The 16,645-nt window shown below is 48.9% G+C and carries 11 protein-coding genes; 8 read left to right on the top strand and 3 right to left on the bottom strand.

Going from position 1 to position 16,645, the window contains the following annotated elements; all coding sequences use genetic code 11:
• The first annotated feature begins 9 nt into the window (after positions 1-9).
• Both hemN and DDZ15_RS02930 read left to right on the top strand, forming a co-directional pair.
• Positions 10-1,395 (top strand): oxygen-independent coproporphyrinogen III oxidase, encoded by a 1,386-nt coding sequence (hemN, locus tag DDZ15_RS02935; RefSeq protein ID WP_109644658.1) that lies wholly within the window; start codon positions 10-12, stop codon positions 1,393-1,395.
• Between the two features lie 60 nt (positions 1,396-1,455).
• Positions 1,456-2,238: a tetratricopeptide repeat protein gene (locus tag DDZ15_RS02930; RefSeq protein WP_109644656.1), complete on the top strand. Its 783-nt coding sequence runs from the start codon at positions 1,456-1,458 to the stop codon at positions 2,236-2,238.
• Positions 2,239-2,291: 53 nt separating this feature from the next.
• Here the strand turns inward: DDZ15_RS02930 and DDZ15_RS02925 are convergent, their stop codons facing one another.
• From DDZ15_RS02925 to DDZ15_RS02915, 3 genes are all read right to left on the bottom strand, one after another.
• Positions 2,292-2,813 carry a hypothetical protein gene (locus DDZ15_RS02925; RefSeq protein ID WP_109644654.1) on the bottom strand — a complete coding sequence of 174 codons (522 nt, stop codon included), beginning with the start codon at positions 2,811-2,813 and terminating at the stop codon, positions 2,292-2,294.
• Between the two features lie 16 nt (positions 2,814-2,829).
• Positions 2,830-4,167 carry an aminopeptidase P family protein gene (locus DDZ15_RS02920; protein ID WP_109644653.1) on the bottom strand — a complete coding sequence of 446 codons (1,338 nt, stop codon included), beginning with the start codon at positions 4,165-4,167 and terminating at the stop codon, positions 2,830-2,832.
• A 191-nt stretch (positions 4,168-4,358) separates the two neighbouring features.
• Entirely contained in the window at positions 4,359-5,282 is a 924-nt protein-coding gene (locus DDZ15_RS02915) for a type I restriction enzyme HsdR N-terminal domain-containing protein (RefSeq protein WP_146198497.1), read from the bottom strand.
• Between the two features lie 322 nt (positions 5,283-5,604).
• Between DDZ15_RS02915 and argF the strand changes: the two genes are divergently transcribed.
• The 6 genes from argF (at position 5,605) to DDZ15_RS02885 (ending at position 16,600) form a co-directional block, all read left to right on the top strand.
• A complete protein-coding gene (argF, locus tag DDZ15_RS02910) occupies positions 5,605-6,591 on the top strand; it encodes an ornithine carbamoyltransferase (protein WP_109644649.1) in 987 nt (328 codons plus the stop codon).
• Between the two features lie 184 nt (positions 6,592-6,775).
• On the top strand, positions 6,776-8,140 hold the full coding sequence (locus DDZ15_RS02905; RefSeq protein WP_199222860.1) for an argininosuccinate synthase: 1,365 nt from the start codon (positions 6,776-6,778) through the stop codon (positions 8,138-8,140).
• 169 nt (positions 8,141-8,309) lie between these two features.
• Positions 8,310-10,337, top strand: coding sequence for a S9 family peptidase (locus DDZ15_RS02900; RefSeq protein WP_199222859.1), 2,028 nt, complete (start codon positions 8,310-8,312; stop codon positions 10,335-10,337).
• Between the two features lie 178 nt (positions 10,338-10,515).
• Positions 10,516-11,820, top strand: a complete 1,305-nt coding sequence (argH, locus tag DDZ15_RS02895; protein WP_109644647.1) for an argininosuccinate lyase — start codon at positions 10,516-10,518, stop codon at positions 11,818-11,820.
• 298 nt (positions 11,821-12,118) lie between these two features.
• The gene (locus DDZ15_RS02890) at positions 12,119-15,190 is read left to right on the top strand and encodes a SusC/RagA family TonB-linked outer membrane protein (protein WP_109644645.1); all 3,072 of its coding nucleotides are present in this window, start codon (positions 12,119-12,121) and stop codon (positions 15,188-15,190) included.
• Positions 15,191-15,226: 36 nt separating this feature from the next.
• Positions 15,227-16,600, top strand: a complete 1,374-nt coding sequence (locus DDZ15_RS02885; protein ID WP_109644643.1) for a RagB/SusD family nutrient uptake outer membrane protein — start codon at positions 15,227-15,229, stop codon at positions 16,598-16,600.
• Positions 16,601-16,645: the final 45 nt, after the last annotated feature.

Below are 16,645 nucleotides of genomic sequence, written 5' to 3'. Positions count from 1 at the left end.
GTAAATAGTATGAATACCAGAGAGAATTCTCTTGCGGCGCTGATTGCAAGGTACAATGTGCCGGGGCCCCGCTACACATCCTATCCCACGGCGCTTCAGTTTACGGATCGTTTCAGCCGTACTTCATTTGAGGGCTTGCTGCTGGAAAGGGTATCCCGAAAAAGGAAGCTGTCGCTCTATTTTCATATTCCGTTCTGCTTTTCCCTTTGCTGGTATTGCGGTTGCACTAAGGTCATTACCCGTGACCAGGACCGCGGCGACGTGTATCTGGATTATCTTGAAAAGGAAGCCCTGCTCGTTTCAGCGACCCTTCACCCCGATTCGGTGGTTGAACAGATACACTTCGGCGGTGGTACGCCCACATTCCTGAACCCGGATCAGCTTAAAAAACTGGGGGGAATAATCAGGCGCTATTTCCAGCTTTCTGATACGGCGGAATTCAGCGTCGAGATTGATCCGCGAAGATGTACGCGGGATCATATTGATGCACTGGCCCTGATTGGCATGAACAGGGCATCACTGGGTGTGCAGGACACGAATGAGGATGTGCAAAAAGCAATTCACCGGATACAGCCCCTGGAGCAGACTGCGGAGGTTACCGGCTGGCTGAGGGATGCAGGGGTTACAGGTATAAACTATGATCTGATTTATGGTTTGCCGCGGCAGACGGCGGATACATTCAGCCAGACCATTGATGATGTGGTTGCATTGAGTCCCGATCGTTTTGCGGTGTACAGTTATGCGCATATTCCATCCGTTATGCCTGCGCAGAAACTGCTGAATGAGAATGAGTTTCCATCGGCAGACGAAAAACTCAATATGCTGGTTCATGCCATTCAATCGCTCCCTGAAATGGGGTACAGATTTATAGGAATGGATCACTTTGCGCTGGAAACGGATGAACTGAGCCGTGCACTGGACGAGGGTTCCCTGCACAGAAATTTTCAGGGCTACAGCACCAAGGCCGAGCTGGAGATGATTGCGCTGGGAATGTCGGGGATTTCACAGGGGGAGGCTCTCTATTATCAGAATGAAAAAGATCTCGGGCGCTACTACAAGGCACTTGATGAAGGCCTGCTGCCTGTTGCAAAAGTACTCAGGCTCAGCGAGGAAGATAAAGTCCGTAAAGAGATGATCATGGACATCATGTGCAGGGGAGAACTGATATATGATGATTATCTGAACCGTTCCGACAAAGTTTTGATGTCGATTATGGACGGGAACAGGGATGCGTTTGAAGAGCTTTCACGTGACGGACTCATTCTGCAAACCGGGGAGAGAATACTTGTAACGGATCGGGGCCGGTTGTTTTTACGAAACGTTGCCATGCTTTTCGATGGTTATATACACAGCGACATGTCCCAGTCAGGCATCCGTTATTCAAAAACCGTGTGAAACCGGATACGGTCACATTTCATGACTGATGCCTGAACCCTAAAACGTTTTGAGGTTTAAATGATTACCCGGTATTTATTTCGAATAACACTTCTCGCCGTTCTTATTAGTGCTATATCGATCGGCCGGGCCTGCTCACAGCAATCGGGACCGCTGAACACCTCTCTTGAAAAAGCGGGTGAACTATTCAGGACAGGCAATGAGGAGGAGGGTCTGCAACTCTATCAGAACATACTGGAAGAGCACCCTCAAAATCTTGAAGCACTCTGGAATACTGCGGTGATCTATGCAAGGATGGGATACCGTCAGGCCGGTGAAGCGGACCAAAAAGAGTATTATGACAAATCCCTGGAAGCTGCACAAAAAGCCCTGAGGTATCATCCTGAATCCGGATATGCACACTATGCCATGGCGGTTGCAAAAGGCCGGATGACCGAGGTTCTCGATACGGGTGAAAGAATTGAGACATCGAATGAAATTAAAGATCATTTGCAGCAGGCAACGGACAAGCTGCCCCGGTTTGCTCCCGTCTGGCACCTCTATGGGGTATGGCACTCTGATGTTGCCAATGTAAGCGGCCTTGGAAGAGCGGCTGCCGGCCTTTTTGGCGAAGGGTTGCCCGATGCCAGCAATGAGAAGGCGGAGGCGTTCCTGAAACGGGCTATATCACTTAACAGTGATAATATTCTCTTCCGTATGGACCTCGCCAAACACTACCTGAAAACAGACCGCGGTAACGATGCAAAAGAGGTGCTTAACGAACTTCTCAGCCTTGAACCGCAAATGAAGGGTGACGAAAAGCTGCTCGAAGAGGCGGAGGAGATGCTTCGAAACCTTTCATAGAAGTTACAGCAGCGGGTCTATTCTGTTGCTGTAAATAGTAAAACTGATCCTGATCACCCAATGATTTCTGCATCCTCTATATCATCGTCTCTGCCCTGTGATCGACTTCGTTGTCCCACCCGGCCGGATCCTCCGCCATCGTTTTTTTCACGAAAAAGCCGAATCAGGCCGGACAGTCCGTATAGAAGCAGAAATGCCGCCACAAAATAGGCTACCGAATCCGGATTCATGGCAATCAGAACGGCAATGATCAGCGTCAGAAAGCCCATGATCGAAAACTGAAAAGCGAGGAGGAGAATCAATCCAAAAAATCCCAGGAAGATTGCAATAGTAATGGGTATCAGTTCCGGAAACAGAAAGATGATGACGCCGGTTATAATGGGCAGGGCGGCGATGGGTGCAGGTGTCTTCAGCCATATAAATAAAAGTCCCAGTGCCACCAGGTAACCTCCCGCGATCAGATAGAGAAAGCTGGGGTAAGAAAGCGTAAGTACTCCCGTAGCTAAAGCTAGTAGTGCATTCAGAATGCGGCGCTCTTTCGGGGTTTGCTGGATGGATATCTGGAAAAATTGCATAAGCCGGCAGTGGTTTTTAGGATTTCATCATGGCTTCGATTTCCTTAATCTCTTTGGGTACGTCCGTCAGGTTTTCGTTTCCATCTTCGGTAATCACAAGGTTATCTTCAATGCGTACGCCTCCGAAACCGAATAGTTTCTGAATTCGCTCTGCATTCAGAAACTTTGACTGTTCGCTGTTTTCAAGTGCGGGTTTAAGCAGAGCGGGAATAAAATAGATGCCGGGTTCGATGGTGATCACCATGCCGGGCATGAGTTCACGGCGCACACGCAGGAATCGGATACCGGGCCTGTCGATGCGCTCAACGCCCTTCGGATATCCGCCTACGTCGTGCGTGTCGAGGCCCAGAAAGTGACCCAGTCCGTGGGGAAAGAAGAGTGCGAAAATATTCTTTTCCATCATCTCATCCAGATCGCCTTTAACCACTCCTGCATCTTTCAGCCCCTGTAAAATGATGCGGCAGGCGCCCATATGCAGGTCTTCCATTTTCACGCCGGGGCGGGTCCGTTCGATACTTTTGTTGAGTGCATCAAGCACAACCTGGTAAATAGCGGCTTGATCGCCCGTAAAAGTGCCGTTTACCGGATAGGTGCGGGTTACATCCGAAGCGTAGCCCTCTTTTTCATATCCTGCATCAATCAGGTAGAGCTCACCATCGTGTATCTGATGATTGTTCTCCACATAGTGCAGAATGGCGCTGTTGGTTCCACCTGCGTGAATGCCATTGTAGGCCGGCTGAAGCAATCCGTTTTTTAACTGGTGATAGTCGAAAATGGCTTTGGCCTCATATTCGTACATTCCCGGCTTGATGGCTTTCATTACCTCCAGATGAGCAATATTGTTGATGCGGGCTGCTTCCCTCATCAGCTCCAGTTCTTCGTCCGTTTTAATGCACCGGCAATAGGTGATGGCATCCTGGAGTGTTTCGGTTTCCACGGTAAAACCGTGGTCCACATCCTCAATAAATTCGGCTTGTTCTTCATTCAGGCAGTAAATCAGCGAAGGCTTCAGGGCCTTCAATACTTTCAGAAGATCATTCAGTTCGTGAAGATGATCCGGTGAGTAGAGATCGCGAATCTGATCTTCAGTCTTCACGCGGCCATGCCATACTGCAAACTGAGCATCACGCTTCGGGTGGAAGAGATGAAATTCACCGGTTTTAAGATCAAGCACCATTTGATATTCTGGCTCATTCACTCCGGCGAGGTACCAAAAATTACTCTCCTGCCGGAATGGAAATTCGTAGTCGGTTCCGTACCTGTACATTACATCGGCACCTTTCAAAAAAATGACGCCGTCCTGGTTGTCGTCAAAAAGTGAGAGTAATTTTTCACGGTGAGTGGCTGCAGACATAGATTCAGATTCTGACTTAAGGTTCTTTGGGTATCGTTAAAACATTCAATATCAGCATCAATAATAGTAAAATCCGCAGCGAATGTAAGCCGGTAAAATAGAAAAAGAGCTTACCTGTGGAGGGATTGATTTTTTAAGGCGGCGAAATATAGTTAATGTGTGGGATCCCCTCGGGAAACTGACGCTGGTTATCAAAAAAACCGCATCAGAAAAGCCGGAAGGTTATCAACAATGCTGGGATTGAAGCGATGTGTAAATATCGGAAGCTTGTTGTGGGCCGGAAAAACACTCTCATCACCTGCCACAAGCAGATGGCCTGAGTCAGCCTCTTGCATCGAACATTTTGTAAGGTTGATGATCAGCAGTCCCTCATTTTTCCCCGCGCGGTTCAGTATCGCTGCAAGAATGGGGTCTTCTCCCTCTTTCCCCATGATTGTAATGGCCAGCTTGTATTCGGCGTCCATTCTTAAAAGGGCAAAGTAGTGATTCAAACCGTAGGGCAGGGGTGAATCTTTAAAATTGAGATATCGAATATCTAGCTCTTCATCCAGGGACATGGCATAATTCATAATCTCAACCAAACGCTTGTTAAGCGGTGTGGCGGATTCATCGGACAGAAAACCACGGGATGCCCACCATGCACTGTCGCGCAGAATGTTCAATTCGTCTGGTGATGCGATTTCGTTCAGAGGCGATTCGGATGAATGCTGCTTTTCACTGTCTGTTTTGAACCAAAAGTCGGTAATGCCGTTGGTCAGGCAGATATAGGGCGCTCCGACGGCCGTATTGTAACGGGCTGCCTGTTCAGCCACCGACTGCGACAGGCGTACAGAGGGAGCCTTGCACTCAATCAGGGCCAGAGGTTTCATGTCACGAGTATACAGAATAAGATCGGCGCGAAGCTGATTCTCTTTTTGCGGGAGCGCAACAGGAAGTTCAAAGCCTATACGCGATTTAAGATGATCAGTCTGGTTGAGAATATATTCAACCCAGCGCAGGCGCACGCGCTCCTCGGGACGGTTGACAAATCGTTTCTTGAGGACAGGGTTGTAGAGAAGTTTTTCATTCTTCTCGAAGACGATGCGGGGAAAATGGGGAGTTACGACACTTTTCATCTTCAAAAAATACAAAAAATGGCGGCTCAAAAAGCGCTAAAAAAAGATTTGGATCTTTTTTTTCAAAGGTGCAATTTACAAGCCATGAAATTAAATACACACACACCGACTCTTTCTCTTCGCCGTCGCCGCCCCTGGGGCGTGTGATACAGTGTGTGTAGTGTAAACTACCGGGATTTATCACAAGCCCACTCAATTTAAAACTGAGTGGGCTTTTTTTGTGCTGTCTTTTTTAACAAATCTGACGGTCCGGCTCTCCTGAATCCCGTTATCCGATCCCTTTTCCCAACTTTTATACTTAGAACAGAACAGATATAAAACAATGAACCATTTGTTAACCATAGGCGACCTTGAACCGGGTCAGATACAAAACATACTCGACCTGAGTGATAAATTGCACCAAAGCCCTGAGCCCGTAATGCAAGGAAAAAATATTGCATTCGTCTTCGAAAAGCCGTCCCTCAGAACAAGAGTCGGTACCGAAGCAGCCATAAATCATCTGGGTGGGCGGGTGATTGAAATCAACCCGGATCTCATTTTTTCAAGCAGCATGGCCGTGCCGTTTACAAGCCGGGAATCACTGAAAGATGCCATGATGAATGTCTCTCAGTGGTGCGATGCTATTTTTGCACGGGTCTATAACCATGCCACACTGAAAAAACTTGCAGGATACGGGACGATACCCGTCGTAAATGCACTTTGCGACCAGCATCATCCTATGCAGGCGCTGGCTGACCTTTACACCCTTCAACAGAAATACGGTAAAGAGCAAAGTCTGGTCATAAGCTATGTGGGTGATGCCAACAATGTGGCGTTCTCGCTTATCGAAATCGGATTGAAGTTCGGTCATACGCTCAAATTTGCAGGCCCGCCCGAATATTCATGGAATGAAGGCCAGCTGGAATACTTCTCGTTTCTTGCTGCAGAACACGGGGGTACGTTTTTGCAGACGGCTGATCCCGTTGAAGCAGTCTTTGAATCGGATGTGATCTACACAGACACGTTTATTTCGATGGGTGAAGAGCACTTGTTCGACGAAAAGATAAAGCACTTCCAGCCTTATCAGGTGAACGGGGCGCTTTTTTCTAAAGCAAAAAGCAGTACGGGATTCATGCACTGCCTTCCCGCACACCGGGGGGTGGAAGTGACGGACGAGGTGATCGACCATCCCAATTCGTGGGTGTACAGCCAGGCCCAGAACCGGATGATAGTCTCGAAAGGAGTTTTCGCAACGATTCTGGCGGGGGAGACCAAGGAAATTGAAACAAAAGGAGCATTTGAAATCCCCCTCTTGAGAGGGGAAAGCTAAAACGAAAGCGCAAAGCGCGATTCGGTTAGCGAGGGGTGTGTCAAGCGCCGGGCTTTGAGCCAACCGCGAACACACCCCTGATTGCTCCGCTGAACGCTCCGCAATCTATCCCCTCTCCAGAGGGGATTTTCTACAACCAAATTCCAAAATAATCCAAAACCATAAACCAACCTCCGGCTTTGCAATGAAGTCCTCCCTCTCTATCCGCCAGCTGGCGGAAGGGGAACAGACCTGCCTGCAGGCAGGGGGTGAGTCCAAAACCATGAAAAATCTAACCACATACAAAAAAGTAGCCTCACACGAAGCGGAAAAAGGAACATTCAGCACCTGTCTGCTGCTCTACTCGGGCGGACTGGACACAAGCATGATGCTGAAATGGATCCGGGAAGAGTACGAATGCGATGTGATTGCACTGACCGTCAACATCGGCCAGACAGCTGATGATCTTGAAGCCATCAAACAGAAAGCGATCAATCTCGGCGCTAAGGATGCCATTGTATATGACGCAAAGCAGGAGTTTGCAGAACTCTGCACCGAAGCCGTCAAAGCAAATGCAGACTACCAGGGCGGATATGCACTGGGCTGTCCATTGGGACGGGTGATGATCTCGCAGCTGGCCGTCCGGTTTGCAGGGGAATATGATTGTGAGGTGATAGCCCATGGCTGCACCGGAAAAGGTAATGACCAGGTGCGGTTTGAGGGCTATATTACCACGCTCAATCCGAATCTGAAGATCATTGCTCCTGTCAGAGAGTGGAGCATGGGACGGGACGAGCAAATCGAATACGCAATTAAGAACGGAATCCCCGTTTCCCAAACCCAGAAAAGCCCCTACTCATACGATGAGAACATGTGGGCCAATACCGGTGAAGGTGGAGAAATTGAAAATCCGGAGCTAATTCCGCCCCTTGAGAATATTCTGAAATGGGCCAATACTCCCGAACAGGCACCCGATGAGTCCGAACTGGTAAAAATCGGATTCGATCAGGGCGTACCGGTCTCCCTCAACGGCGCTGAATACAGCAGAAAAGACCTGATTCTGCTGCTGAATGAAATCGGAGGGAAACATGCCGTTGGCGTTTTTCACCTCATCGAAGACCGTGTGGTTGGACTGAAGGTGCGGGGCGTCTACGAAAACCCTGCCGCCACAATACTGATTCAGGCCCATAAAAACCTGGAGCAGCTGGTTTCAACCCGCGAAGAGAACGAGCTGAAAGGATTCATGGACCAGAAATGGGCTTACCTTACATATGGCGCAAAATACTTTGAGCCGGTGATGGACAACATACGCGCATTCATCAACGAACAGAATAAAAAGGTGACAGGTGAAGTGACGCTGAAACTCTATAAAGGCAACTGTGGTGTGGTGGCTCTTACATCACCCTACTCTCTGTTTGATGAGAACCTTGCTACCTTTAATAAATCAGCAGCGTTCAATCAGAATGCGTCTGCAGGATTTATTGAACTTTGGAATCTACCCCAGAAAACAGCCTATCAGCTGAAGAAGGATGTTCAGAAGCAGGATTCTATGAAAACAGCAGAAGTTTAGACACAGGGCAGGTAAAAATCACCTTTGAGCAACCAGGGTAGATCTTGAAAGTATGCCATGCAGTGTATGAATTACCGTATCATTGCAGCGCATTTTACAATATTTCTTTGGCTTCTCGATTCCATTGCGTAATGTTTGATTTTGCCCTGTAACCTAAAACTCAAGCACCATGAATATGCCGCTGAAAGCCCGTGCAGCAGTCCTGTTTTTCGTTAGCTTTTTTCTCTTTTTACCGCAGGTATCTGCTCAAAGTGGCTCGCAAAAACTTCTTTCGATCGATAACTATTTTCAATTGAAAGATGTTGGAAATCCTGTAATTAGTCCGGATGGAGAGTGGATTGCCTATACAATGAGAACCACCGACTTTGAGAAGGATGAAACGGAAACGAGAATCTGGATGGTATCGGTAGATGGCGGAGAGCCGCTGCCAATGACAGCAAAAGGGTATTCGGCCGGCGATCCCCAATGGAGTCCCGGCGGATCATATCTTTCATTTACCGCTTCGCGGGGTGAGGAAGAAAAAACCCAGGTCTGGGTGCTGGACCGGCGCGGAGGAGAGGCACAGCAGCTGACGGATATTGAACAGGGAGTGTCAGGGTACCAATGGAGCCCTGACGGAAGCCGGCTGCTTCTCTTAATAAAGGATAAGGATGAAAACGAGTCGGGCGACCCGGAACCATATGTAATTGACCGCCGGCAATTCAAGAGAGATTACACCGGATATCTCGACCGTCGCAGAACTCATATATATGCGTTTACTCCCGGCGATACTTCGGCGGTTCAGCTTACCTACGGCGATTATGACCACTCATCTCCAAAATGGAGTCCCGACGGTACACGGATTTTATTTTCAAGCAACAGAACCGAAAATCCGGATGGAAATTTCAATACGGATATCTGGGTGGTTGATGCCGGAACGGGTGAAAAAGATGGCGGGCTGGTTCAGGTTTCAAAAAATCCGGGCAGTGATCACTCACCGTCCTGGAGCCCCTCAGGAGACCGGATTGCGTATGTAAGCAGTATCGAACCCGACAAGATCTGGTATGCCACCAACCATCTTGCGATTGCATCTGCTGACGGATCAGGCGGGGAGCGTGTACTTACTGAATATATCGACAGAAATATCAGCAGCCCGGAGTTTATGGAAGATGGCTCAAGAATCCGGTTTGTTCTTGAGGACGCAGGGGAGAGCCAGCTCGCTTCGGTTAGCGTAAACGGAAGTGATCTTCGCCGCGAGGTGCAGGGGGACCTGAGTGTGGGAGCTTTTGACCAGCAAGGACCTGTAACTGCCCTCACGATTGCGCACTTCAGCAGCCCGGAAGATATTTATACATACGAAAACGGAGAACTGAACCGGCTTACGTCAGCCAACGAAGAGCTTTTTTCCGGACTTAAAATGCCCGACGTGGAAGAGATCACGTTCAATAGCGCAGACGGCACGGAAATTCATGGATTCCTGGTCAAACCGGTTGAATACCGCGAGGGCAGCCGTGTGCCGACACTGCTTTGGATTCATGGCGGTCCCGTAGCACAGTTCGAGCATAGTTTCAGATTTGAACCCCATCTCTTTGCATCCAACGGCTATGCGGTACTGATGGTAAATCCGCGCGGATCATCCGGATATGGACAGGCATTCTCTGAAGTGCTTTTTGCGGATTGGGGAAACAAGGATTATGAAGACGTGATGGCAGCCGTTGATTATGCTGTTGAACGCGGAATTGCGGATCCTGAACGTCTGGGCGTTGGGGGATGGTCGTACGGAGGTATCCTTACCAACTATGTGATAACCAAAACAGATCGTTTTGAGGGAGCCATTTCCGGTGCCAGCGAAACGCTGTACCGGTCCAATTACGGCCATGATCACTATCAGCTTCACTGGGAGATGGAGCTTGGGCTTCCATGGGAAACACCCGAAAAGTGGGAACGCATTTCACCATTCAATGATGTCGCAAATATCACAACGCCTACGCTATGGATTGGAGGAGCCGAAGACTGGAATGTACCGATTCTGGGTTCGGAACAGATGTATCAGGCCATGAAACGGCTGGGCAGGGAAACGCTTCTTGTAGTTTATCCCGGTGAGCATCACGGCATAAGGCGGCCGGCGTTTCAGAAAGACCGGTATGAACGATATCTGCAGTGGTTTGGCAAATACGTGAAGGGTCAGGATGGATTGGATCCGTCGATGGCGAATTAGTTTCTGTATGATTTTGAATTTTCGGTGATAAGTTCTGTGGGCTGCACAATATGATAAGAGGAGGATGTTCATCACTACCGGGAACCGGAACGGCATGCAGGCCAGAGACCTGTTTCTTTGATTGTCTTGAACTTTTAACCTCTAACCTTGAACCTAAAACCATATAACCGGACAATCCATGTCAAAGCTTTGGCAAAAAAAAACCACGGACACTGATTCGGATGCAGCAAAAAAAGTGGAGGCTTTTACTGTTGGCAATGATTATGAATTGGATCAAAGACTGGTTCCCTGCGATGTTAAGGGATCTGTTGCCCACGCAAAAGCACTGCTGAAAGCAAAAGTCATCACCGCAGATGAAAATAAGCGACTGGAAAAAGCACTAAACAGGATACTTAACATCTGGGAAAAGGGTGAATTTGTCATCCGGATTGAGGATGAGGATATGCATACCGCCATCGAAAATCATCTGTCCGAACAGCTGGGGGAGCTGGGGCGTAAGATCCATGCAGGGCGATCCAGAAACGACCAGGTGCTCACCGCCATGAGGCTCTATGAAAAAGAGACGTTGGGAGACATACTGGAAATGGTTAAAGGCTGTGCAGATGAATTGCTTGGCCTTGCTGAAGAAAACAGGGAGGTTCTTTTGCCCGGATATACCCACACCCGAAAGGCAATGTTAAGCACAATCGGGCTTTGGGCCGGAGGTTTTGCTGAAATGCTTATAATGCAGGCCGAATCGGCAGCCGGCATACAGAAACTGATTAACAGGTCTCCCCTGGGCACCGCAGCGGGATTTGGAACAACATTTGATATTGACCGGGTTTACGAATCGGAACTTCTGGGTTTTGAAGGGCCGCTGATTTGCGCCACCACGGCACAGCTTTCGAGGGGGTGGGTGGAGCTTCAGCTTGTTCAGTTTCTGGCAGGAATCACATCCGTGCTTAACAGGCTCGCATCCGATATAATCCAGTATTCGAGCGAGGCCTACGGCTTTTTTGATCTGGACGTTAGTGTTTGCACCGGCTCGTCAATCATGCCTCAGAAGAAAAATCCGGACGTTGCAGAGCTGATCAGGGGCGGGCATTCTGTTGTGGTTGGCTGCGCATCAACGCTGCAAACGGTTTCCGCCAATCTTATCAGCGGTTATCACCGCGATTTGCAACTCACAAAAGAACCGGTGCTGAAAGCAATAGATAAAACCTCAGAGTTGCTTGAAGCTGCAAAACTGTTGATTCGTTCTGTAAGGCCCGACAGGGAAGCATGTAGAAAGGCCTGCTCATACGAAATATTTGCAGCTGAGAAAGCCAATGCCATGGTGCGCGACGAGGGACTGTCTTTCAGGGAAGCCTACCGCAGGGTTGCCGCTGAGCTCAAACATGAGGATGCAGTACCCCGGGATATTCGCTTAGAACAGTACAGCCACCTGGGAGCTCCGGGCAATCCGGGACTTGCGCTGCTAAGAAAAAGGCTTCTCAGAATGTGATCAATACGAGGGCCGAAACTCGTACTCATCCCGGGAATGAGATAATTCCTGATCAAGGAAAGCGCTTTTAGATCCGTGAAGACTGAAATGTAAAACCTTTCCTCGTTGTAAGTAATTGTAATTTATGATTATTAAAAAGCGCTTTTTAGGAATCCCCTCGCAATTAAAACCCGGTTCAGCTTATCTCAATAATTGACTTTGAGTGATTGTCGGCGTAGTATTCAATAGACTTCATAACAATATCGTAACATTATGATGTCTTTTCTATGTCCATTTCATTAACCAATAAGAGGTGATTATGTTAAAAAAGTTACTTTCTGCATTGGGTGCTCTGGCTGTTGTTCTTGCGTTCAGTCAGGTTGCCCAGGCCCAGTACACCGTTGAAGGTACCGTGTATGACCAAAGTACGAATACTCCGCTTCCCGGAGCGACAGTACTGCTGGTCGATACCAATTTCGGAACCGCTACGGATGTTGACGGGTATTTTGAGTTTGAAGATGTTCCCTCAGGAACATATACGCTAAGAGTCAGCTACGTAGGATATGTTCAGCTGAACAGAACATTAAACGTTGACGGGGACCTGAATCTGAACCTGACACTTTCTATGGATCAGCAAAGTCTGTCGGAAGTGGTAGTTACAGGGTATGGTTCCATCGTCAGGGAGCAAATGACCGGTAACATCAGCAGCATCTCTGCACGAGAGATTGAGGAAGTTCCGGTAAACAGCTTTGAGTCTGCCATTCAGGGACAGGCGCCCGGTGTGTTTATTCAGAAAGGCAACGGTAAGCTGGGACAGGCAATCAATATACGTGTCAGGGGTACATCATCCGTGTCGGCAAGCAGCCAGCCGCTGTATGTTATTGATGGTATTCCGGTAACCTCGGAAAGCCAGTCCACAACAGCCGATACCAACCCGCTCAGTGACCTGAACGTGGATGATATTGCCTCCATTGAGATTCTTAAAGATGCAGCTGCTGCCGCAATTTACGGCTCACGGGCCGCAAACGGAGTGGTTCTGGTGACTACAAAACGTGGCCAGGCCGGCAGAACGCAGGTTAATGTCTCTTTTGAACGTGGCGTCAGTTCTCCCACAAACAGGGTGGAATTCCTGAATGCGGATGAGTATATCGAACTCTTTACTGAAGCTGCAGAAAGATCTCCTTTTGGTGACCTGTCGGGTCCGGGCTATCTGGAACCGGTTTGGTTCGACTTTTTTGCACAGGGAACCGACTGGCAAAACCGTGAAGTCGACATAGACTGGCAGGATGAATCGTTTCAGGATGCCAGCAATACAGACCTGAGTGTTCAGGTGAGCGGCGGTACGGAAGATACCCGCTTCTTTATTTCAGGTGGTATTAGTGACCAGATAGGAATTGTGCGCGGCGACGAGTTTAACAGACTCAATGCACGTATCAACCTGGATCATACTGCTTCCGAAAAACTGAATGTGGGAATGAACCTGGGTGTAACAAGAACTGAAAATATTCGGGTTTCTAACGACAATGCCTTTTCTACTCCCCTGCAGGCGATTGCTCAGCCACCGATATCTCCGGTGTATACTCCTGAGTTCGGCAGCGGCGGCGCCCTGATTGGCTTCACGGATGTTCCCAATGAGAATACGCTCTACTATAACTTCGTTCGCCATGTGGTGGGAGTTGACAACAACCAGACCGTATTTCGAAATGTGGGTAACCTCTATGCCGAATATAACATTCTGCCTAACCTCCAGTTCAGAAGTGATCTGGGGCTGGACCTTCTTTTCCAGAATGAGGACTATTTCGCAGACAGCAATACAAACGTGGGTGAAAATACGAGCGGTTACGGTGATTCACGAATTGTTAACATCGTGAACTACACAACCAATAACTATCTCACATGGAATGCACAGTTTGGTGAAAATCACGACCTGACGGCTGTTGCGGGTATGAGCTACCAGAACTCCGACCGGTATCTGACGTTCGTATCCGGAACCAACTTCCCTACCGACAGTTTCCGAAAACTGGCAAGTGCCGCTGAAATTACGGGCGGTTCATCTTCACTGACAACCTTCCGTTTCCTGTCGTACTTCTCAAGAGGTAACTATACCTTTAAAGACAGATATCTCTTCTCGGCAAGTGCAAGGGTTGACGGTTCGTCGCGGTTTGGTGAAAATTCCCGTTATGGTTTCTTCCCGGCTTTTTCAGCCGGCTGGATTCTGACCAGGGAGGATTTTCTGAATGACATCGGTTTTCTGACATTCCTGAAATTGCGTGCAAGCTACGGTATTACAGGAAACGCCAACATCGGTAACTTCCCGTCACTTGGCCTTTACGCCGGGTCAGGATATGCCGGTACATCTGGTCTGGTACCAAGCCAGACGCCAAATCCGGACCTTCAATGGGAGCGTACCACCCAGTATAACTTCGGCCTGGATTACGAGATGCTTGGCGACCGGGTAAGCGGTGAGATCGATTACTACATTAAGAAAACCGACGACCTTCTCCTGAACGTGAATGTGCCGGCAACGACCGGTTTCACAAGCCAGCTGCGAAACGTGGGTGAGCTTGAAAATAACGGTTTTGAGTTCGTTCTGAACACGCACAACCTGGTGGGTGAATTCCAGTGGACAACCAGCTTCAACATTGCGTTCAACGAGAATAAGATTACAGATCTTGATGGACAAATTATTGAAGGAGGTTTCCTGAACCGCGCCGTTGAAGGACAGCCGATTGCCGTCATGTTCGGCAAAGAGTATGCAGGTGTGGATCCTGATAACGGTGATGCTCTCTACTATCTGCACTCACCCGACGGAAAAGACTACAGCGCCGGCACCACGAACTCCTATGGGGATGCAAATGATGTGGTAATCGGTGATCCGAATCCTGACTTTATCGGTGGACTTGGCAACCGGTTCAACTTCAGAAACTTTGACCTCAATGTGCTGTTACAGTTCGTTTACGGGAATGATATCTACAACGGTGGCGGACGCTATCAGTCGGCCAACGGTGATTTCTTTGATAATCAGACCGTCGATCAGCTGAACAGATGGCAAAATCCGGGTGATATCACGGATGTGCCCGAAGCAAGGCTCTTTGGATCAAACGGTTCAAATCCGTCATCACGATACATTTCCGACGGTTCTTACCTGAGGCTCAAAAATGTAGTTCTGGGTTATACCCTGCCTCAGAGCGTACTGAATCGGATGAATCTGAGACGGGTGCGTTTCTACGTAACCGGACTGAATCTGCTGACCTTCACCGATTATGAAGGATGGGATCCGGAGGTTAACACTGACCTGTACGATCAGTCGGATAACCTGAACATCGGAAATGATTTCTACTCTGCACCGCAGGCCAGAACCATTTCTTTCGGTGTCAACATCGGATTTTAACGGATATCCTTTAAAACATTTTTAAGGTCTATGACTATGAAGAACATCAAATCAATATTATTTGTACTTGCAACAGCCCTGCTCTTTTTTCAGGGTTGTGACAGCCTGCTGGATGTGGACCCTAACCAGTCCATTGCTTCCGAACAGGCGCTGACAAACGCAACCAACGTAAAATCCGTATTGGTGGGAGCCTATGACGCTATAGGTGATGATGACCTCTACGGAGGCTGGTACATGATGACGGCCGATTTTCTTGCAGCTGCAGGTGAGTTCGACTTTACGGGAACTTTCTTTGCTCCTCGTGAGATATGGTCCAAAAATCAGCTCTATGATAACGGACAGCTGACGGCAACATGGAATGCTTCCTACGATGCCATCAATATCACAAACAACGTGCTTTCCGCACTTGATCTGCTGGAAGGCGCAGAGCGTGATCGCGTTGAGGGTGAAGCCAAGCTGATCCGTGCAATGGTTTACTTCGAACTGGTTCGGCTCTATGCAGACCCCTACGAGGCGGGTCAGGCGAACGGCCAGGCCGGTGTGCCGCTGGTCCTGGAACCAACGACCGAGATCGGTGAAGAGGCCAACGTATCCAGGTCGACCGTTGATGAGGTTTACAATCAGATCATTGCGGACCTGACGGATGCGAAAAACCTTCTGGATGACGTAAACCCTGAGCGAAGCTTCTACGTAAACTCCATGGTTGCAAGTGCGGTGCTTTCACGGGTTCATCTGCAGAGGGGTGAATACGGTCCTGCACGCGATGAAGCCGACCGGGTGATTGGTTCCGGCCTGTACTCACTGCGGCCGACTTTTGCGGACGTGTTCAACCAGCCGGAAAATACATCCGAAGATATCTTTGCCATGCAGAACAGTGCACAGGATGGCGTGAACAGTCTCTTTACCTTTTACAGCTCAGCCAGCCGCGGAGACATTGCGGTGAACCAGCAGCATCTGGATGAGTATGAGGCGGCAGACGACAGGCTTAACCTTTTCTACATCGATCCTGACGATGGCGTTACCATTCGATCAGGCAAGTGGAACAGGGCCGTGGATGATAATGTAAATATCATCAGGCTTGCTGAGATGTATCTGACCCGTGCGGAGGGTAACTTCCGTCTTGGTGAAGCCGTAGGCGATGAGCCGCTGGACGACATCAACCTGATCCGCGATCGCGTAAATCTGGCACCTCTGGCTCCGGCAGATCTGGATCTGGATGCGATTCTTCTTGAGCGCAAACTCGAACTGATGTTTGAAGGCAACCTGCTCCACGACATCAAGCGCACACAGAGAAACGTCGGTGCAAGGCCATATGATGATCCCAAGCTGGTGCTGCCGATACCGCGTCGCGAAATTGACGTAAACCCAAATATGTGCCAGAATCCTACCTATACGGGGCCACAGTGCTGAGAAGCTGATTTTGGTACAACAGTATAGTGCAAAAAGAGCACCGGG

The sequence above is a fragment of the Rhodohalobacter mucosus genome, assembly GCF_003150675.1.
Classification (GTDB): Bacteria; Bacteroidota; Rhodothermia; order Balneolales; family Balneolaceae; genus Rhodohalobacter; species Rhodohalobacter mucosus.
This window is presented reverse-complemented; position numbering and strand designations above follow the sequence as displayed.

What these genes read in the sequence shown, in the direction of transcription:
- DDZ15_RS02930 (WP_109644656.1), top strand. Translation starts at nt 1,456, where the DNA reads ATGATTACCCGGTATTTATTTCGAATAACACTTCTCGCCGTTCTTATT.
- DDZ15_RS02915 (WP_146198497.1), bottom strand. Translation starts at nt 5,282, where the DNA reads ATGAAAAGTGTCGTAACTCCCCATTTTCCCCGCATCGTCTTCGAGAAG.
- argH (WP_109644647.1), top strand. Translation starts at nt 10,516, where the DNA reads ATGTCAAAGCTTTGGCAAAAAAAAACCACGGACACTGATTCGGATGCA.
- hemN (WP_109644658.1), top strand. Translation starts at nt 10, where the DNA reads ATGAATACCAGAGAGAATTCTCTTGCGGCGCTGATTGCAAGGTACAAT.
- DDZ15_RS02905 (WP_199222860.1), top strand. Translation starts at nt 6,776, where the DNA reads ATGAAGTCCTCCCTCTCTATCCGCCAGCTGGCGGAAGGGGAACAGACC.
- DDZ15_RS02890 (WP_109644645.1), top strand. Translation starts at nt 12,119, where the DNA reads ATGTTAAAAAAGTTACTTTCTGCATTGGGTGCTCTGGCTGTTGTTCTT.
- DDZ15_RS02920 (WP_109644653.1), bottom strand. Translation starts at nt 4,167, where the DNA reads ATGTCTGCAGCCACTCACCGTGAAAAATTACTCTCACTTTTTGACGAC.
- DDZ15_RS02900 (WP_199222859.1), top strand. Translation starts at nt 8,310, where the DNA reads ATGAATATGCCGCTGAAAGCCCGTGCAGCAGTCCTGTTTTTCGTTAGC.
- argF (WP_109644649.1), top strand. Translation starts at nt 5,605, where the DNA reads ATGAACCATTTGTTAACCATAGGCGACCTTGAACCGGGTCAGATACAA.
- DDZ15_RS02925 (WP_109644654.1), bottom strand. Translation starts at nt 2,813, where the DNA reads ATGCAATTTTTCCAGATATCCATCCAGCAAACCCCGAAAGAGCGCCGC.
- DDZ15_RS02885 (WP_109644643.1), top strand. Translation starts at nt 15,227, where the DNA reads ATGAAGAACATCAAATCAATATTATTTGTACTTGCAACAGCCCTGCTC.